Annotated in this window: 16 protein-coding genes and 1 CRISPR repeat array; of the genes, 9 read left to right on the top strand and 7 right to left on the bottom strand. The window is 72.3% G+C overall.

Going from position 1 to position 18,475, the window contains the following annotated elements:
- Positions 1-195: 195 nt before the first annotated feature.
- Positions 196-1,125 (top strand): hypothetical protein, encoded by a 930-nt coding sequence (locus tag ACIBPC_RS04495; RefSeq protein ID WP_398841209.1) that lies wholly within the window; start codon positions 196-198, stop codon positions 1,123-1,125.
- Positions 1,126-1,131: 6 nt separating this feature from the next.
- Here ACIBPC_RS04495 and ACIBPC_RS04490 read toward each other — a convergent pair whose 3' ends face one another.
- The 5 genes from ACIBPC_RS04490 to ACIBPC_RS04470 are packed head-to-tail and all read right to left on the bottom strand — an operon-like array spanning position 1,132 to position 6,464.
- Entirely contained in the window at positions 1,132-1,938 is an 807-nt protein-coding gene (locus ACIBPC_RS04490; protein WP_398841208.1) for a DUF1295 domain-containing protein, read from the bottom strand.
- The gene (locus ACIBPC_RS04485; protein ID WP_398841206.1) at positions 1,935-3,182 is read right to left on the bottom strand and encodes a class I SAM-dependent methyltransferase; all 1,248 of its coding nucleotides are present in this window, start codon (positions 3,180-3,182) and stop codon (positions 1,935-1,937) included. Before ACIBPC_RS04485 ends, ACIBPC_RS04490 begins: the two co-directional genes overlap by 4 nt.
- Positions 3,179-4,444, bottom strand: a complete 1,266-nt coding sequence (locus ACIBPC_RS04480; protein ID WP_362962680.1) for a cyclopropane-fatty-acyl-phospholipid synthase family protein — start codon at positions 4,442-4,444, stop codon at positions 3,179-3,181. The genes ACIBPC_RS04485 and ACIBPC_RS04480 overlap by 4 nt, the downstream gene beginning before the upstream one ends.
- On the bottom strand, positions 4,441-5,181 hold the full coding sequence (locus ACIBPC_RS04475; protein WP_398841205.1) for a DUF1365 domain-containing protein: 741 nt from the start codon (positions 5,179-5,181) through the stop codon (positions 4,441-4,443). Before ACIBPC_RS04475 ends, ACIBPC_RS04480 begins: the two co-directional genes overlap by 4 nt.
- An 11-nt stretch (positions 5,182-5,192) precedes the next feature.
- Positions 5,193-6,464: an NAD(P)/FAD-dependent oxidoreductase gene (locus tag ACIBPC_RS04470; RefSeq protein ID WP_398841203.1), complete on the bottom strand. Its 1,272-nt coding sequence runs from the start codon at positions 6,462-6,464 to the stop codon at positions 5,193-5,195.
- A 191-nt stretch (positions 6,465-6,655) separates the two neighbouring features.
- Between ACIBPC_RS04470 and ACIBPC_RS04465 the strand changes: the two genes are divergently transcribed.
- Positions 6,656-7,390, top strand: a complete 735-nt coding sequence (locus tag ACIBPC_RS04465; protein ID WP_398841201.1) for an alpha/beta hydrolase — start codon at positions 6,656-6,658, stop codon at positions 7,388-7,390.
- Positions 7,391-7,443: 53 nt separating this feature from the next.
- On the opposite strand, the gene ACIBPC_RS04460 is transcribed toward ACIBPC_RS04465, so the two are convergent.
- Entirely contained in the window at positions 7,444-8,142 is a 699-nt protein-coding gene (locus tag ACIBPC_RS04460) for an HNH endonuclease (RefSeq protein WP_398841199.1), read from the bottom strand.
- A 620-nt stretch (positions 8,143-8,762) separates the two neighbouring features.
- Positions 8,763-9,227 (bottom strand): peptidoglycan-binding protein, encoded by a 465-nt coding sequence (locus ACIBPC_RS04455; RefSeq protein WP_398841197.1) that lies wholly within the window; start codon positions 9,225-9,227, stop codon positions 8,763-8,765.
- A gap of 278 nt (positions 9,228-9,505) precedes the next feature.
- On the opposite strand from ACIBPC_RS04455, the gene ACIBPC_RS04450 reads away from it, so the two are divergent.
- The 7 genes from ACIBPC_RS04450 to ACIBPC_RS04420 all read left to right on the top strand — a co-directional run bounded on the left by ACIBPC_RS04450 (position 9,506) and on the right by ACIBPC_RS04420 (position 18,474).
- On the top strand, positions 9,506-10,537 hold the full coding sequence (locus ACIBPC_RS04450) for an ArsR family transcriptional regulator (protein WP_398841195.1): 1,032 nt from the start codon (positions 9,506-9,508) through the stop codon (positions 10,535-10,537).
- Positions 10,538-10,685: 148 nt separating this feature from the next.
- A CRISPR array of direct repeats spans positions 10,686-11,380; the repeat unit is 30 nt; unit sequence GTCCTCATCGCCCCTCTGAGGGGTACCAAC.
- A gap of 283 nt (positions 11,381-11,663) precedes the next feature.
- A complete protein-coding gene (gene cas6 / locus ACIBPC_RS04445) occupies positions 11,664-12,374 on the top strand; it encodes a CRISPR-associated endoribonuclease Cas6 (protein WP_398841194.1) in 711 nt (236 codons plus the stop codon).
- Positions 12,371-13,828: a hypothetical protein gene (locus tag ACIBPC_RS04440; protein ID WP_398841193.1), complete on the top strand. Its 1,458-nt coding sequence runs from the start codon at positions 12,371-12,373 to the stop codon at positions 13,826-13,828. Before cas6 ends, ACIBPC_RS04440 begins: the two co-directional genes overlap by 4 nt.
- Positions 13,825-14,853 carry a type I-B CRISPR-associated protein Cas7/Cst2/DevR gene (cas7i, locus tag ACIBPC_RS04435; protein WP_398841192.1) on the top strand — a complete coding sequence of 343 codons (1,029 nt, stop codon included), beginning with the start codon at positions 13,825-13,827 and terminating at the stop codon, positions 14,851-14,853. Before ACIBPC_RS04440 ends, cas7i begins: the two co-directional genes overlap by 4 nt.
- Positions 14,850-15,527 (top strand): CRISPR-associated protein Cas5, encoded by a 678-nt coding sequence (cas5, locus tag ACIBPC_RS04430; RefSeq protein WP_398841191.1) that lies wholly within the window; start codon positions 14,850-14,852, stop codon positions 15,525-15,527. Before cas7i ends, cas5 begins: the two co-directional genes overlap by 4 nt.
- Complete coding sequence (gene cas3, locus ACIBPC_RS04425) at positions 15,524-17,980, top strand: CRISPR-associated helicase Cas3' (RefSeq protein ID WP_398841190.1); 2,457 nt, start codon at positions 15,524-15,526, stop codon at positions 17,978-17,980. Before cas5 ends, cas3 begins: the two co-directional genes overlap by 4 nt.
- Positions 17,977-18,474 carry a CRISPR-associated protein Cas4 gene (locus tag ACIBPC_RS04420; RefSeq protein WP_398841188.1) on the top strand — a complete coding sequence of 166 codons (498 nt, stop codon included), beginning with the start codon at positions 17,977-17,979 and terminating at the stop codon, positions 18,472-18,474. Before cas3 ends, ACIBPC_RS04420 begins: the two co-directional genes overlap by 4 nt.
- Position 18,475: the final 1 nt, after the last annotated feature.

Below are 18,475 nucleotides of genomic sequence, written 5' to 3'. Positions count from 1 at the left end.
AGGTGGGAGTGCGGTCGCCCTGTTCGCCAGTCCGAGGCCCCCGCGGCTGCCGTGGTGATGAGGGTGCTCTTCGGTGCGGTGCGGTGCCGGATTGTTGAGGAGGCGTCAAACTGACGGCGAGGGCGACCGGTTGGGGGGCCGATGAGTACTTCTGCGTTGCATCTCGGGCCGTTGGAGCGTGTGCGGGTTCGGGTCGTGGTGCACGAGGGGGCGACGTTGTTGTCGCTCGCCGCCGCCGTGTTCGGTGGGCGTCCGCATCAGGTGCCGCGTGGCTGGCAGCGGCTCGTCCGGGATGCGGCGGCGCCGGACGCGGGGCGTGTGCTGCGGCCGTTGTTCGCGCCGAAGGCGTCGCTCATCCCCGACTGCCTCGCGCCCACCGCGTCGGTGGGGCGGGGCGACGCAGCCACCCACCTCGAACGGCTCGCGGACCTGTCGCCCGACGTCCTGCTCGCCGAGCTGGAACGGGACTTCCCCGGCGGTGTGCCGCCGCAGTGGCGGCCCGTGGTGGACCGGCCGCGCGCGTGGATCGCCGCGCACGCGCGGGTGATGCGCGGCCTGGGCGGCGCGTTCGCGCCGGTCTGGCGGGCGGCGGACGGGCTGCTGGCACGCGAGACGGAACGCGTCGGCGTCGCCGCCGTCCACGATGCGCTCGGGCCTCTGCTGGCCGGGCTCAGCCCCCGGTTCCCCTACCGCGACGGCACGCTGCACCTGCCCGACCCCCGCGAGACCGACTTCCGGCTCGGTGACCGGAGCCTGGTGCTCGTGCCGCTGGTGACGGGCCCGGGGGCCGCGCTGTCCGCCGTCCACCGGCACGACCTCGTGTGGGTCGGCTACCCCGTCCCGGGCCTCGCGCGGCTGTGGGACTCGCCCGCCGCTCCCCCGGCCCCCGCCCCGGACGGCCTGACCGCGCTCGTCGGCACGGCCCGCGCCGCCCTCCTGCGCGCGCTGCACGCCCACCCCACCATGGGCGAACTCTCCGCCCTCCTCGCCTGCACGCCCGCCACCACGACGTACCACTGCCGCCAGCTGGAGGCGGCCGGGCTGGTCGTACGGGACCGGGAGGGGCGGACCGTCCGCGTCCGTCCCACCGCCCGCGCCGAACGCCTCCTCGCCCTCTTCGGGTGAACGGGTTCAGCGGCGTGGCGGGCGGGGGAAGAAGGCGGGGGTGCGGGCGGTGTATTCCTTCCAGCCGGGGCGGTCGGCCATGTGGCGTTCCAGCAGGGCCACGCCGCTGCCGCGGGTCAGCAGCAGGCTCATCACGACCGGCGACACGACGGTGAGCGCCGCCGCCTGCCAGCTGTCGCAGACCATCATGAACAGGCCCCACCAGACGAGGAAGTCGCCGAAGTAGTTGGGGTGCCGCGTCCAGCTCCACAGGCCGCGGTCCATGATCACGCCGTGGTGCGCCGGGTCGGACTTGAAACGGGCGAGCTGGTGGTCGCCGACCGCCTCGAAGACCAGTCCGGCGAGCCACACGACGGCGCCCGCGTACGTCACGGGTCCGGCGCCCGCGTCCACGTGGCAGGCGGCCTGCACCGGCAGCGACACGAGCCACACCAGCGCGCCCTGGAGCAGGTAGATCTTGCGGAGGGCGTAGGCGTTCCGGTTGCCGGGCGCCCGCGCGAGCATGCGTTCGTAGCGCGGGTCCTCGCCGTGGCCGCCGCCGCGCCGGGCGATGTGGACGGCGAGCCGCAGGCCCCAGGCGGCGGTGAGGGCGAGCGCCAGGGCGCGGCGTACGGGGTCGCCGGTGCCGGTGGCGGCGGAGACGGCGTACGAGGCGGCGGCGACGGCCGCGAAGCCGAGGCCCCAGGCGACGTCGACGATCCGGTGCAGCCCTCTGGCGACGGCCACGGCGAAGGTGATGAGCATGACGGCGAGGGCGGCGCCCGCCGCCACCGCCGCGTTCAGCCCGAAGGCGCCCCAGGCGAAGCCGCTCACCGCGCGCTCCCGTCCGCGCCGGGCCGTGCGGCGAGGATCTGGTCGACGCCCATGCGGTGTTCGGCGAACGCGAGGGAGGAGCCCGCCAGGTAGAGCCGCCACACGCGGGCGGTCTCCTCGCCGACCAGGTCCACGGCCTGCGGCCACAGCGTTTCGAGGCGGTCGCGCCACGCGTCGATGGTCCGCGTGTAGTGCTCGCGCAGCGATTCGGCGTGGCGCACTTCGAGGCCGGCGTCCTCCAGCATGCCGATGGTGCGGCCGAGGGGGCGCATGTGCATGTCGGGGGCGATGTAGGCCTCGATGAACGGGCCGCCGCCGGGGGCGTTCGCGCCGCGGGACATCTGCTGGACGAGGAGGCGGCCGTGCGGGCGCAGCGCGCGGTGGAGGACGGCGGCGAACGCGGGGTACTGCGGGTCGCCGACGTGTTCGCCCATCTCGACGGTGGCGACGGCGTCGTAGCCGCCGCTGTCGAGGTCGCGGTAGTCGCGCAGTTCGACGCGGACGCGGTCGTCGAGGCCGCGTTCGGTGACGAGGGCGCGTACGTGGTCGCGCTGCTCGGCGGAGAGGGTGACGGCGTCGACGCGGGCCTTGTGGTGTTCGGCGGCGTGGAGGGTGAGGGAGCCCCAGCCGCAGCCGATGTCGAGGAGGCGGGCGTCGGGGGTGAGGCGGAGCTTGCGGCAGATCAGGTCCAGTTTGTCGCGCTGGGCGTCGGCGAGGCCGTAGGTGGGGTCGCCGCTGTCGGTCCAGTAGCCGCAGGAGTAGGCCATGGTGGGGTCGAGGAGCAGGGCGTAGAACTCGTTGGACAGGTCGTAGTGGTGGCTGATCGCCGCCTTGTCGCGGGCCTTGCTGTGGAGCGTGCCGGACAGCCGGGCCTGGGAGGCGGGGGCGGGTGGGCGGGGTCCGATGGCGCCGGTGCGCAGGGCGAGGAGTGCGGCGCGGGCGCGGGCGGCCGGGGTGGGGGCGGGCGGGTGCAGGCCGCGTTCCCTGGCGGCGCCCCACAGGGTGCGCAGGGCGTCGGAGAGGTCGCCTTCGACATCGAGGTCGCCCGTGACGTACGCCTGGGCGAGGCCGAGTTCGTCGGGCTGCCAGAGGAGGCGGCGCAGGGCGCGGGGGGTGCGCAGGACGACGAGGGGTGCGCCGGGTGGTCCGGCCTGGCTGCCGTCCCAGGCGCGCAGGCGGATGGGCGGGCGTCCGCCGAGGGCGTGGGCGAGGAGGTCGGTCAGCGCGGGGGCGACGTTCTTCACGCGGTCTCCTTGCGGGTGAGCAGCAGCTGGCGGACGTCGAGGTAGCGGGCGGTGAATCCGGCTTCGCAGTAGGCGAGGTAGAAGGTCCACAGGCGGTGGAAGACGGGGTCGAAGCCGAGGGCGGCGGCGTCGTCGGTGCGGGCGGTGAAGCGTTCGCGCCACAGGCGGAGGGTTTCGGCGTAGTGGGGGCCGAAGCCGTCGTGCGCGGCGATGCGCAGGCGGGTGTGGCGGGTGACGGTGCGGTCGATGGCTTCGGTGGACGGGATCTTGCCGCCGGGGAACACGTACTTGTGGATCCACGTGTAGCCCGTTCGGGTGGCGCGCATGCGGTCGTCGGGCATGGTGATGGCCTGGAGGGCGACCTTGCCGCCGGGTGCGAGGAGCCGGTCGAGCGCGGTGAAGTAGGCGGGCCAGAATTCGGCGCCCACCGCTTCGATCATCTCGACGCTGACGATGGCGTCGTACGTGCCGTCGATCTCGCGGTAGTCGCGCAGCAGGACCTGGGCGCGGTCGGCGTGGCCCGCGCGGCGGATGCGGTCGAGGGCGAGGGCGCGTTGCTCGTGGGAGAGGGTGACGGACACGACGTGCGCGCCGCGTGCGGCGGCGCGGATGGCGAGTTCGCCCCAGCCGGTGCCGATCTCCAGCAGGCGTGTGCCGTCGCGGACGCCGGCGAGGTCGAGGAGCCGGTCGATCTTGCGGCGCTGGGCGTCGGCGAGGTCGGCCTGGCGGGCGGGGATGCGGTCGAAGAGGGCGGCGGAGTACGTCAGCGTGTCGTCGAGGAAGAGGGCGAACAGGTCGTTGGACAGGTCGTAGTGCTGCTGGATGTTGCGCCGGGCGCCTTCCGGGGTGTTGCGGTGGGCGTGGGGTGTGCGGCGGGCCCAGAGGCGGCGGAGGCGCTGGAGGGGGGCGGGCACGAGGGTGCCGACGTGCCGGGCCAGCACGGTGAGGACGGCGGCGAGTTCGGGCGCGTCCCACTCCCCCGCCATGTACGACTCGCCGAAGCCGATCAGGCCCTCCGTGCCGAGGCGGCGGAGGAACGCGTCGGTGTCGTGGATCTCCAGGCGCGGGCCGCCCGTGCCGAGGGTGGTGCCGTCGGGGAACCGGGCGGTCAGGGGCAGGCGGGCGAGGGCGCGGCGTACGACGGCGCGGGTGATGGCGGTACGCGCGCGGGAGGCGGGCGGTATGGCGGCCACGTCGGGCCAGCGGGCCGGGTCCACGGCCGGGACGGTCGGGCTCGGCTTCCGTGCGACGGGGGCGTTCATCGCGTGCCCTCCTGGGTCTTGTGCGGTGTAGGGGTGTGGGGTGGGCGCGGCTGGACGGGCAGGCCGCGCAGGAACAGTCGTATGCCGTGCGCGCGGATGGCCGCCGACACGGCGGCGGTGGACCACGGATGGCGCAGCGCGGCCCGCAGCAGCGCGGCGGGGGTGGCGGGGCGGCGGGTGCCGCGCAGGGTGGCGGTGAACGGGGTGCCGCCGTCGCGGTCGAGGTGGATGGTGACGTCGAGGCGTGCGCTGGGTGCGGGGAGCCGCATGCGGTAGGCGCCGTCAACGGGGAAGAACGGCGACACGTAGAACTCCTTGGGCACGCGCGCGCGGTGGTCGGCGTCGGTGCGCAGCAGGTAGCAGTGCCGCTGCCCGTACGTGTTGTGCACCTCGGCGACGACGCAGACCTGCGTGCCGTCGGGGTCGTGGCACCAGTAGAGCGTCAGGGGGTTGAAGACGTAGCCCAGGACGCGCGCGTGGGTGAGCATCAGCACGGGTCCGCCGTGCAGTTCGACGCCCTGGGTGGCGAGGTACGCGTCGAGGCCGGCGCGGATGGTGCGGTGGGTGCCGTCGAAGTGGTCGCGTGCGCCGAAGCGGGCGAGGGGGCGCAGCGGCAGGGGGATGCGGGGCGGGTGATCGGGGTCCAGCAGCCACAGGTACGTGCGGTGGCGTACGAGGTGGCGCAGCGGGCTGGTGCGGACGTGCGTCACCTGCGACGCGTACAGGGCGGGCGTCACCGGGCGGACCGTCACCAGGCGACCCCCAGCGCGCGGGCGGCTTCCACGCCGGAGCGGCAGCCGTCCTCGTGGAAGCCCCAGCCGTGGTAAGCCCCGGCGTACGCGGTGACGGGGGTATTGAGCCGGGGCAGCCGGGCCTGGGCGGCGACCGACTCAGGGGTGTAGATGGGGTGTTCGTAGTCCATGCGGGCCAGCAGCCGGTCCGGGTCCACGCGGTCCTCGCCGCCGAGCGTGACGACGTGCGTCGCCGGGCCGGGGAGCCGCTGGAGGCGCGTCAGGTCGTAGCTGACGCGCACCCGGTCGGCGGCGGCCGTGCAGGACGGCATGAGGTAGTTCCAGGAGGCGCGGGCGCCGGACGCGCGGGGCAGCAGGGACGTGTCGGTGTGGAGGAGCGTGGGATTGCGGGAGTAGCGGAACGCGCCGAGGACGCGGCGTTCGTCCTCGGTCGGGTCGGCCAGCATCCGCAGCGCCTGGTCGGGGTGGACAGCGACGACGACGGCGTCGAACAGCGCGGTGGCGCCGTCGCCCGTCGTCACGCCCACACCGCGCTGGAACCGCCGCAGCGCGCGCACCGGCGTGGCGGTCCGTACGGACGTCAGCTCCTTCGCGACGCGGTCCACGTACGAGCGGGAGCCGCCCGTCACCGTCTTCCAGGTGGGTGATCCGGAGATGCTCAGCAGCCCGTGGTGGGCGAGGAAGCGGAACAGGTAGCGGGCGGGGTAGCGCAGCGCGGTCGACGCCGAGCAGGACCAGACGGCGGAGACGAGCGGTGTGGCGAAGTGCGTGACGAAGTAGTCGGAGTAGCCCCCGGCGGCGAGGAATTCGCCGAACGTCGGCTCCCCCGCGTGCGGCGAGGAGTCGAGCAGCCTGCGGGCGGCGCGGTGGAAGACGGGGACCTGCGCCAGCATCTCCAGGTAGCGGGGGCGGAACGCGTTACGCGGCTGGGCGAACAGGCCGCGCGGGCCGCGCGCGCCCGCGTACTCCAGGCCGCAGCCCTCGCAGCGTACGGACATGCTCATCTCGGAGTCCTGCGTCTGCACGCCGAGTTCGCGGAAGAGCCGCAGCAGGGTGGGGTACGTGCGTTCGTTGTGGACGATGAAGCCGCTGTCCACGGCGATCAGGGTGTTGTCGGGGCCGGGCAGTTCGTGCGTGTGGGCGTGGCCGCCGAGCCGCGTGTCGGCCTCGAACAGCGTCACGTCGTCGGCGCGGCGCAGGACGTACGCGGCGGTCAGCCCCGCGACGCCCGACCCCACGACTGCCACCCGCCGCCGGTCCTGTGCCATGTGTCCGCCCCTTCCGCCACCACTGCCTGTCAGGTTCACAGGTGCTTCGTCGCCGGGGCGGGCGCGGATTGGTCGGCGCGGGAAGAAAATGCGGGGAATCAGCCGGACGGACCCATCCGGGGACGGTCCCGGCGCCGAAGAAGGAGCAGGGACCGGACTCGCTCGGGAGTTCGGGAGTGAGGAGGCGGCACATGGAACGGCACCGGGCCCTGGTCATGCGCACCGGCGGCGGCGCCGGACCGGAGGGTGCGGAGGGCGTGGTGCTCTTCCTGCACGGCGGCCGGTCGGACGGCCTGGGCCGCCCGCGCAGGTGGAACCTGCCGGCGCTGCGCATGCTGCCGTTCGCGCGCGCCGTGCGGGCGGCGGCGGGCGGGCAGGGCGTCGTCACCGGCGTCGTCCGCTACCGGCACCGCGGCTGGAACGGCGGGCGCGCCGACGCGCTGCGGGACGCGGAGGACGCGCTGACGGAGGTGGCGCGCCGGTTCGGTCCCGTGCCGGTGGTGCTGGTGGGTCACTCGATGGGCGGCCGCGCGGCGCTGCGGGCGGCGGGCCGTACGGGCGTACGCGGCGTGGTGGCGCTGGCGCCGTGGTGCCCGCCGGACGAGCCGGTGGACCAGCTCACCGGGACGCGTACGGTCCTGCTGCACGGCGACGCGGACCGCATCACCGACCCGCACGGCTCACTGGCCCTCGCCACCCACGCCCGCGCCGCGGGGGCGGCGGTCTGCCGCCTGGTGGTGAACGGCGGCGACCACGCGATGCTGCGCCGCGCCCGCGACTGGCACCGGACCACGGCGACACTGGCGACGGGCCTGCTGGGCCTGACCGCACTCCCCCCGGACGTGACCTCAGCGCTGCGGGACACATCCGGCCGGACCCCGCTGACTCTTCCCCTCCCCTCAGGCGGTCTGCGTACAAGCTCCTGACCTCTCCATCCCTGACCCGCTGCCCCGCGAGCACCCGCACAGCAACCGCGCTGTCACCGCCCGCCCCGCTCTGTGAGATAGCGCCGGACGAGATTGCCGAGCAGGTCACCTGGGTGGAGACGCTCCTCGAACGCGGCGACGTGAAACCTGTGGTAGTCGAGGCGGCCGAGCATCAGCGTCTCCATCTGCGCGTCCGGGTGGCTGTCGGGGCAGCACATCCGGCGCGTGCAGAACTGCCCATTGGTCCCCGGGCTTTCCGGGGTCGTCCATGGCCTGTGCGGATAGCGGGCCAGCGACCTACCGCATTCCCGGGCTATCTCGTGGATCTCAGCGCGCCGGGCGGGCCTGGCCGAGTTGCCGTAGTGGTGCTCGAACCACCGCGACCGGTCACGGTCCCGGATCTCCCTACGTGTGTGCTCGACACGGCCGAGTATCCCTTCGACCGTGGTCAGCGGCAGCGTGTTCTTCGTGAAGTGCGCGTTTGGCCGATGGAGTTGCATTTTCATATCGACCACCCACTCGGCAGCGGTGTGGCGCAGTTTCCAACCATTGCACCGGTCACAGGCCGGTAGCAGATTCCACCAGACGTCGTGCCCGTTGCCCGCCACCGGCTGCTCGTGTTCCAGGGTCTCGGCTTCGGACTGGTCGCAGTACACACACTTGCCACCATTCGCCGTGAGCGCCATCGTCCAGACCCAGAGGCGTTGAACGCCGCGGCTTCCCCGAGGGACGAATGACGGTTCTGGTGACATGGTTTCCTCCTCCGACAGACATCGACACGAGGAAGCTAGCCACGGCCACTGACAATTGCCGCCCTGGCCAAGTCGCCCAGCCGACGCCCCATCCACCCACTCGATCGAGAAGCCACAAAACCCGCTCATCACATGCATCAAGTACGCCACAAGCGAGCGCATCCAGCGTCATCCTGATCGTTTATCACCCTTTCGAGTGAATCCCCCGGCTTAGCGCGGGCGGCCCGGTGCGGTGCCCCGCTTGGTCTCGATCCTGGCTATCTGCACCTGTGCCCACGCCCGTACGCACGCCGTTACGCCGATGCTCACCGCTACGGCTCCGAACCCCGTCACCCACACCACCGCTGTGGATGTGGCCACTGACACCTCCCGATGCGTCACAGGGCGCCCCGCACCACGGAGCCGCCCGGGACAAGGGTGTCACGGGCGGGTGCGACTGCACACCCGGCGCTGGTTGCGCGCGCACGGGGACGGCGTACGACCGTGGTCCGGCCCCCGGCCGCCCGCACCGCCTCCACAACGGCAACGATCCCGGGCGCGAACGCACTCCCCCGCCCGCCGGGGCGCCGCGACGCGGCCCGCCCTTCCCTCCCCGAAGGACGGGCCGCGGTCATCGGGTCTCAGCAGTAGCCGCGCTGGTCGTTGGCGAACCTCGCGAAGGCGGCACGGGTCTTCGGCCCGTCGAGCCCGTCGATGCTGCCGCTGTACCCGTAGCCGTAGGCCAGCATCCTCTGGAGCGCCTTCAGCGTGTTGGGGCCGACGGCCCCGTCGATCTGGTTGGCGGGGTAGCCCCAGTACGCGGCGAGGTGACGCTGCATGGCGGCCCAACTGCCGTTGCCCAGCGCTCCGTCGATGGCGCCGGTGTACGTCGACTCGACGCGCAGGAAGCACTGCACGTACTTGGCCTGCTGCGTGCTCAGGCCGAGGTTGTTCACCGCGCGCACGCCGACGTCCCCGGCCTCCGCCGCCCCCGCTCCGGCGGTCGGCTGGGGCGCCGCGAAGCCCGCGCCCGCCAGCCCTCCGGCGCTGATCCCGATGACGAGGGCGACACCCGCGACTGACCTTGCCAGGCTGTTCGATCGCATACGTTTCCTCCCGTTGACCGCTGCTTCGCCTGTCCCAGGGGCGTGACCGGCGGGCTGTCCTCCTCGCCGTCCGCTTGCCACGCCCATCCGGCCTTCGCCGGTGGCGCCTGTCCGGTCCAGCCGACGGCATCCCCGCCGGTCACCGCACCCTGAGGCCGACGCCGCCCCCGCGCCGAGACGGTGGCGGTGTCGCGCGGCACAAGACTTCCGTGCGCCGTACACGAAATCGAGGAGATTCGGTCTGGACCGAAAGACGGAGCACACGGAACATCGCCCGTATGACTCTGCGAATACATTTCACGCCGGCCGACGTCGCCCGCGTGCGGCTGGCCGACGGGCCGCACCCCCTCCGGGAACTGGCGGCGGCGGTGCGGATGTTGCAGGTCCCCGACCGGCCACTCGGCTTCGCGGCCTGGGGGCGCCGCGCCCTGTCCGGGCTCGACCGGCGGACACGGCTGCTGTTCGACGTCCTGCCGGGACGCGCGAGTTCGGCCGACTTCCTCACCACGGCGGAACCGGGCAGCGTTTCGGACATGCTGGAGTCCGTACGGCGCACCCCCGCCCGGCGCCTGCGGACCGACATGGAACGCTGGGCGGAACTTGTCCCCCGCGTACCGGCCGAAGCCCACCGGGTCGGCGACGACCCACGGCGCCTGCACCTGCTGGTCGACGTGATGGAGCAGACGTACGAACGCGTCGTGGCACCGTACTGGCCGAGGATCGCCCACCTGGCCGCCGCCGACCGCGCCACCCGCAGCCGCCACTTCGCCGAGGACGGCCTGGAGAAGGTGCTGAACGGGCTCAACCCCCGGTGGATCCGCTGGCGCCCGCCCGTCCTTGAGGTCCGCCTCGTCTCCGGCCACAGCGGCGACGTCCACCTGAACGGCAGAGGCCTGCTGCTGATCCCCACGGTCTTCCAGACGCTGGCCCCGACTCTGGGCCACTCGGACTCGGCCCAACCGTGGCTGTCCTACCCCATCGGCGGAGCCGACGCGCTCTCCCGCCCGACGGCGAACGACATCACCACGGCTCAACTCCTCGCCGAAGTACCGCAATCACTGATCACACTGCTGGGCCGCACGCGCGCAAGAGTCCTGTACACAATCGCCGAACACCCCGGCAGCACCACATCGGAGGTGGCACGGCACCTGGGCATCTCCCCCGCGAGCGCGAGCGAACACGCCACAGCACTACGCGCCTGCGCACTCACAGACGCACACCGCGACCGCAACCGCATCCTGCACACCCTCACCCCAGCAGGAACCACCCTGCTCAACGCCTCGACACCGACGCTCCAACTCCCCCGCTGAACAACCCAAAGGTGAGACCATCGAGCCCTCAACACCACACACCACTTTCAGCAACACCCCGGCCTCACCAACACAACCGGAGGCTCACTGCAAACCACACTCCCCCACACCATCCGGCACCCCCTACTACCTGCACCTTTACTCTGGGGTCCTCATCGCCCCTCTGAGGGGTACCAACTGGTGGAGGATCAGCGCAGGTCGGGGCCGTGGCACGTCCTCATCGCCCCTCTGAGGGGTACCAACCTTCGGAGGACTCCCAGTGCCTTCCGGACGGTGATCTCGTCCTCATCGCCCCTCTGAGGGGTACCAACTTCCCCCCATCACCGACGCTGACCTGTGTGCTGTCGTCCTCATCGCCCCTCTGAGGGGTACCAACAACCGGGCCAGACCGTACCGTCCGGGCGGGATCTGGTCCTCATCGCCCCTCTGAGGGGTACCAACTCGCGGTAGGTGACCGGTGCCGGGTCGCTCGGTCGGGTCCTCATCGCCCCTCTGAGGGGTACCAACGCGCCGGGAACCTCCCCGCCGCCGCGCCCGCGCCGCCGCGTCCTCATCGCCCCTCTGAGGGGTACCAACGCCTGCGCCACCTGACGTTGCGCTGCGTGGTTGACGGTCCTCATCGCCCCTCTGAGGGGTACCAACGGTACGGTCTGGGGTGGCCGCCCCCATGTCGGGTGGGGTCCTCATCGCCCCTCTGAGGGGTACCAACGGTACGGTCTGGGGTGGCCGCCCCCATGTCGGGTGGGGTCCTCATCGCCCCTCTGAGGGGTACCAACCCCTGGCGCCGATCGCCGCGGCGACCCGCACCGCACGGTCCTCATCGCCCATCTGAGGGGTACCAACCCCGAGCTGGTGCGCGAGCTTGCCGAGGGGCTGCGGGAGTTCTCATCGCCCTACCAGGGAAAACGCACCTGCGCCCGTCCGCTGGTACCGGGTTGGCGCGGCGTCGAACAGACGCGTTCGCTTCTGCGGCGGCGGACCTTATCAGACCGGGGTGGTGTCGTGTGGGCGATGGGTGATTGTCAGTGAGCGTCCGTACACTCAGCGCGCATCGGGGGGTGAAGATCTGATTGGCCGCTCGCGGCGCTGATCGGGGGGGGGGTGGTGGATGAAGGTGCGGGTGTCCGTGGTGACCTCGGCCGCCGAGTTGCCCTGGGGCAGTGTGCTGGCGCCGGGGCGCGGTCTGGTGTACGACGTGCTGGGTCGTGTGGCGCCCGATCTCGGGCGGCAGCTTCATGAGCACGGTATGGGGTCCCATGGCATGGTGCCCGTCGGGCACGGAGCGCCCGTCTTCCCCAAGGCACGTCGTGCGCGCGGGAAGTACGCGGCCGGTGGGGCGGGTGTCGTGGAGTTCGGCAGTCCTGTTCCCGAGGTGGTACATGCGCTCGGCGAAGGACTGGCGCGCCGCGAACTGCTCGACTGGGGTGGTGTCGCCCTCCGCGTGACCGGAGTCGAGGTCGTCTCTCCGCCGTCCTGCGCGTCCGGGCGGGTGCGGTTGCGGACCGCGACCCCCGTCGTGATGAAGGGCTCGGGCCAGGACGAGAACGGCGACCGCGTCACCCGGCAGGCGTGGCTGCTGCCGTCGGAGCCCGAGTGGGCCGAGTACTTCCAGAACAACCTGGTGCGCAAGGCCGAGACCCTCGGACTCGACCCGGGCGTCGAGCTGGAGTCGGTCACCTGGATCGGCGCCAAGCGGTCGTTCCGCGTCGGTGGCGGCGCCAAGCCGGGCGCGCCGGTCGAGGCCGAGCTGTCGGGGCCGCCCGAGACACTGCGAGCCCTGTGGAGTTGGGGCCTGGGGCAGGCGAACGCGGCCGGGTTCGGGTGGGTGCAGTCGTGAGCGGGGAAGAGCAGTCCCGTCTCGTCCTGACGTCGCACCCGCTGCAACGCCTCGGCGCCCACGCGCTCGCGGCCCTCGCCGAGACGAAGGACGGCCCCGAAGAGGTGGACGCGGCGGGTTTCCAGTCGGCGATGCGCCAGGTGATCCTGGACGCGGAACGTGCGTCCGTGCGGGAGAGCAAGGCCCCTGACGGCTTCTGGCAGAAGGCGAGCCTGTCCTTCTTCCCCAACTCCCCGATGAACCACCCCGGTCGGCGCAAGGGGAAGACGGCTGACGGACGCGCGAAGACGGACGCGGATGTGCGGGAGGCCGTACGGTCCTGGCTGACCATCCCCGCCCCGTCCCGCTGGCCGGCTGTCGGGTGCGTGCTGTGCGGGCGAGAGGCGGTCGGCTTCTTCGGCAAGCGCGATGTCGTGCTGGCGGAGAGCGAGTCGTATCGGAACAGCACACCGCGCGGTCACGAGGGCGTGGCGTTGTGCTGGCCGTGCCTGTGCTGCTTCTACGCGCTGCCGTACGGATGCCAGCTGACCGGCGGTTCGTCCGTGGCGCTGCACAGCTTGGACGAGGGTTTCGTCCGCCGGACGGTACGAGACCAAGTCCGGCGGAACCAGCGACTTGCCCTGACGGGCAAGGAGTCGGACCGGCATTCCGAGGTCCGTGAAGTGGTGGCCCTGTACGCGCTGAAGCACTACAGCGAGCGCATCACCGACGGCGTGGAACTCCTTGTCTTCAACAACAACAACCGTGGCCAGCTCCTCGAATCCCACGAGCTGCAGCAGCCGCTCGCCGAGTGGCTGCGGAAGACGACCCGGCTCAGTGGCCGCAGGCGCGGCTTCCAGGCGCTCGTCATGGCCCACGCCACCAAGCAGCTCGCCGGGATCGTCGTCCTGGCCCGGAACGCCTTCTACACGCCGACGCGCGTGGTCACCACCGGCGTGAACCATCTCGCCGACTGCCTGATGAGGCGGTCCAAGGACTACGCCGGGACGCGCGCGCTGGCGGACCTGTTGAAGTCGTTCGTGACAGAGGTGATGCAGATGAACGAGAAAGATCTCACCGAGATCCGTGCGACCGCGCGCAAGCTCGGCGGGCTCCTGAACTCCGCGACCGGCCGGGGGCCGCTGCGCGAGCTGCGCGCCCACCTGCGGAACTCCACCCAGCTCCGGAGCTGGATGACGCGGCACGCGGTGCTGTGGGCGGGCGCGCCGCACGAGGAGTTCGGGGACGAGCCGCTGATGAGCACCCGGCTCGCCGTGCTGCTCTTCGATCCCTCGCCCGACAACCCCACCTGGCTCCACCGCGACCTCCTCTTCGTGGGGGTGCTGGAGGAACTGGCGCGGCTCGGCTGGCGGGCGAAGGACGACGACGAGGAGAAGGACGACGAGGTCGCGGTCCAAATGCACGAGGACGACGAGAAGTTCATGAAAGAAGGGGAAGAGGGGGACCTGCCGTGAGTTTTCTGGTCGGCAAGGCTGTGCAGGACGTCGTGGCCGGGGCGCCCAACAACGGGGAGGGCTCCGACAACATCGGCGTCGTCAAGAGCATGCGGGTCGGGCGCGACACGTACCCGTACGTCTCGGCGCAAGCGTTCCGCCGGTGGCTGCGGGACTCGCTGCCCGCCGACGAGCCGCGTTCGAAGGTCACCCGCGACGGGAAGAGCGGCGGGAAGAACCAGCAGGCGTACACGGCCGGTCGCCCCGATCTCTACCTGGACGACGACCTGTTCGGCTACATGGTCGCGGTGAAGAAGGAAAACTTCCAGCGGGACACCGTGCTCGCCACCGGGACGCTCGTGTCGGTGACGCCGCAGCGGCCGACGCTCGACTTCGGGACCATGAGCCGGGACTTCCCCGCCGGTGAACACCCCGTCATTCACCAGCACCAGCTGTACAGCGGCGTCCTGGCCGGGGATCTCCTCCTCGACCTGCCGCGCGTCGGCGTGTTCGAGACCGACGGCAGCGGCCTGCGGGTCGCGGTCGCCCCGGCCGTGGCGGAGGAGGCGCGGAGCAACGGCGCCGAGCCGCTCACGTTCCGGGGCGTCGCGGCCGTACGACTGCCGCTGGAGGAACGCCGGCGGCGGGTCGCGGTGCTGCTGCGCGCGCTGGCGTCGCTGCGGGGCGGGGCGAAAAAGGCGCTGCACTACGGCGACCGCACCCCGGCCCTCGTCCTCCTCGCGCCGGTTCTGGGCGGGGTGAATCCGTTCACGCGCGTCCTCGCGGCGCGGGACGGGCGGCCGGTCTTCGACGCGGACGTGTTCCGGCAGGAGTTCGAGGCGTGGCAGGACCAGTTGGACGGGACGGTGCTGATCGGGTGGGCGCCGGGCTTTCTGGGCGATCAACGGGATCGGGTGGCAGCCGACTTGAAGGATCTCATCGACCACAAGAAGGTCGTCGTCGAGCATCCGCGCACGGTGCTGACGGGCCTCGCGCGGCGGATCGAGGCGGGTGACCACGACGACTGGTTCGAGGACGCCGCATGAGCGGTCCGGACCTCCGCAAGGCGCTGGAGGTCACCGTCACCGCGCCGGTCGTGTCGTTCCGCAATCCGCTGTACGCGGGCGTCCAGGTCACGCTGCCGTGCCCGTCACCGGCGACGGTGGGCGGGATGCTGGCGGCGGCGGCCGGTGGCTGGGACGCGGTGGACCCGGCGCTGTCGTTCGCGATGACGTTCCACGCACGGGGGCGCGGCACGGATCTGGAGACGTACCACCCGCTCGACGTGTCCGGGAAGAAGGCGCCGCCCGCGCCGCGTAACCGTGACTTCCTGGCCGATGTGACCCTGCGCCTGTGGCTGTTCGACGACCTCGCCCTGTGGCGTCTCCGCCTGCGCAGGCCGCGCTGGCCGCTCCGGCTCGGCCGCAGCCAGGACCTCGTGCACATCGCGCTGGAGGACGTTCCGGTGAACGAGAAGCCGGGTCAACTGGGCGGCGCGCTCGTGCCCGAGTCGTCGGTCGACGCGGCGGCCTCGACCCGGCTGCGGCTGCCCACCGCCGTCTCCGCCGACCGGGCGAGGACGAAGTGGGACTCCTACCGCTTCGACCGAACGGGCCTGGGGCGACAGCTCGTCAACGGCAGCTGGTCAACGGGCGACGGCCAGGCCCTCTCCCGGCTGCCGTCCCCCCACCCCGCCACGGTGCCGGGTCCACCCGGGTGAACGGCCCCCCACCGCCCGGCCAGATCCTCGACGCAGTCTGGGCCAAAAGCCCCGCCGACGGCCAGTCCCGGGGTGAATCCCTCACCTCACACCTGCGCGCCACCCTGCTGGCGGCCCGGGCAGTGCGCCACCGCACCGGCCGGCTGGCGGCCGTCGCACCCGTCCTCGACAGCGCGGCGTTCTGGGCGGCGGTGGAGTGGGCCTGCCTGACGCATGACGGCGGGAAGGTCGAAGAGGGCTTCCAGGAGATGGTGCACAAGCTCCGGCCGTTCTGGGGCGAGCGGCACGAGGTCCTGTCCCTCGGCTTCCTCCCGTGGGTCATCGGCGATCCCGCCCTTCTTCCGTGGGTGTCGGTCGGCGTTGCCAGCCACCACCGCGCGCTGACGGGTGGGGAGGGCCGGGACCTGCGGGCGCTGTACGGCAGCAGCGACCGCGCCGAGTTCGCCGAACGCTTCGACCGCGTCCCGGCCCGTTCCGTGTCCGCCCTCACCACCTGGCTGCACGAGACCGCCGCCGCACACGGCCTTCCCGGCCACCCCACGCCACCCGAGCCCGAACGCCCCGACCCGGCCGCCGCCCTCCTCGACGACGCCCACCGGCTGCTGGGCGACCTGCTGGACCGCTGGGAGGAGCAGGCCGCCGCCGACGACGGCCTGACGGCGGTCCTGCTCCAGGGCGCGGTCACCATGGCCGACCACCTCTCCTCGGCACACCGCGACCTGGCCGCCGACCAGCCCCTCGGCGCGCGCTTCCCGCCTCTCCTGGCGGAGTGGATGGCCGGGAAGGACCAGCGGCTCCGTCCCCATCAGGCGCAAGCTGCCAACCTTTCGGGGCACCTGCTGCTGCGCGCCCCGACCGGCAGCGGCAAGACGGAGGCGGCCCTGCTGTGGGCGTCACGCCAAGTCGCCGATCTTGCCGGCGAGTCGGGTGGTGTCCCGCGCGTCTTCTACACGCTGCCGTACCTGGCGTCCATCAACGCCATGACCAAGCGGCTCGGCGAGCTGCTCGGCGTCCCGGAGGCCGTCGGGGTGGCCCATTCCCGCGCCGCCGCCCACCACTTCGCCGTGGCCACCGCCCCGCAGGACGGGCCCGACGACGACGGCGGCGCGGACCGTTCGGAAGGTACGCCGTCCCGCGCCGACGCCGCCGCCAAGGCCGTCGCACGCGGCGCCGCGACCCGCCTGTTCCACGAGACCGTCCGGGTCGGCACCCCGTACCAGCTCCTGCGCGGCGCCCTGGTGGGCGCGTCCCACTCCAGCGTCCTGCTGGACACCGCCAACTCCGCTTTCATCATGGACGAGTTGCACGCCTACGAGCGCGAACGCCTCGGCTTCATCCTGGCCAACGCCGCGCTGTGGGAACGGCTCGGCGGGCGCGTCGCCGTCCTGTCCGCCACGCTGCCCGCGAAGCTGGCCGAGTTGTTCCGGGAGACCCTCGCCGGGCCGATCCACTCTGTAGACGCGCCCGGCCTTGGCCTCCCGCCGCGCCACCGGCTGTCCGTCCGGGACCACCACCTCACCGACCCGGCCGCCGTCGCCGAGATCAGCGCTCGCCTCGCACGTGACGAGTCCGTCCTCGTCGTGGCGAACAACGTCGCCCACGCCCTCGCCCTCTTCGAGCAACTCGCCCCGTCGGCCAGGGAGAAGCACGGCCCGGACGCCGCCATCCTGCTCCATTCGCGTTTCAAGCGCGGTGACCGCATGGGCATTGAGGAGCGGATCACCGACCGTTCCGGCACGCGCAAGCCCCGCTGCCCCGGGCTGCTGGTCGCCACCCAGGTCGTCGAGGTATCACTGGACGTGGACTTCGATGTCCTGTTCACGGCCGCCGCCCCGCTGGAGGCCCTCCTCCAGCGCTTCGGGCGCGTCAACCGTGTCGCGGCGCGCCTCCCGGCCGACGTGATCGTGCACCAGCCGGCATGGACCACGCGGCGCGGCCAGGGCGCCGACGAGTTCGCCGACGGCATCTACGAACGGCCTCCCGTCGAGGCCGCGTGGGATCTCCTCACCGCCCATGACGGGACGCTGATCGACGAGGCCGACGCGACGGCGTGGCTCGACACCGTCTACGACAGCCCGTGGGGCGAGCAGTGGTACGCGGACGTCCTGGCCGCGCGCGACTCGTTCGCCAGCGCGTTCCTGCGCTTCGACTTCCCCTTCGCCGACCGCTCGGACCTCACGGAGGCGTTCGACGCGCTCTTCGACGGCACGGAGGCCGTTCTCCTCGAAGACCGCAAAAAGTACGCCGACGCGCTCGCCGAGGCGAAGGGCGAGGCCGGACGGCTGCTCGCGGACGACTACCTGATCCCCCTGCCGCACTGGGCCACCCGCCTGGCCCGGTGGGACAGGGAACTGAAAGTCCGGCTCATCGACGGCGACTACACGTCGGACCTCGGCCTGCGCGGCGTCCGTGACGAGCCGGGGAACGACTACCAGCCCGGAGAAGTCCTGTGATCACGCGCGACGACGTCGGCGGCGTCCACATCAAGTACCTGCACCACTGCCGCCGCCAGCTCTGGCTCTACTTACGTGGCATCCGCCCCGAACGCCTCAACCCGACCGTCCAGCTCGGCGAGGCGGTGCACGACTCGTCCTACGCGCGGCACAGCCCGGTCGATCTCGGCGCGGCACGACTGGACTTCTTCGACGGGCAGCAGTGGGTCCACGAGGTCAAGTCCTCCGCCCGCCCCTCCGACGCCGACCGTGCCCAAGCACTGCATTACTGCCACCAGTTGACGCGCTTCGGCGTCGACGTTCAGGGCGCGATCCTCCACTACCCGGCGACCAGGCGAACCGTCCGCCTCCCCTGGACCCCCGAGGCCGCCGCCCAGGCCGAGACCGACATCGGCGAGGTCCTGTCCGTCGCCCTGTCCCCCGCGTCCCCGGATCGCCTGCCCCGGGACCGGTGCCGTGGATGCAGCTACACCGACTACTGCTGGACGGAATGAC

Origin of the sequence: Streptomyces sp. NPDC049879, assembly GCF_044461265.1 — a bacterium.
Taxonomy (GTDB): domain Bacteria; phylum Actinomycetota; class Actinomycetes; order Streptomycetales; family Streptomycetaceae; genus Streptomyces.
This window is presented reverse-complemented; position numbering and strand designations above follow the sequence as displayed.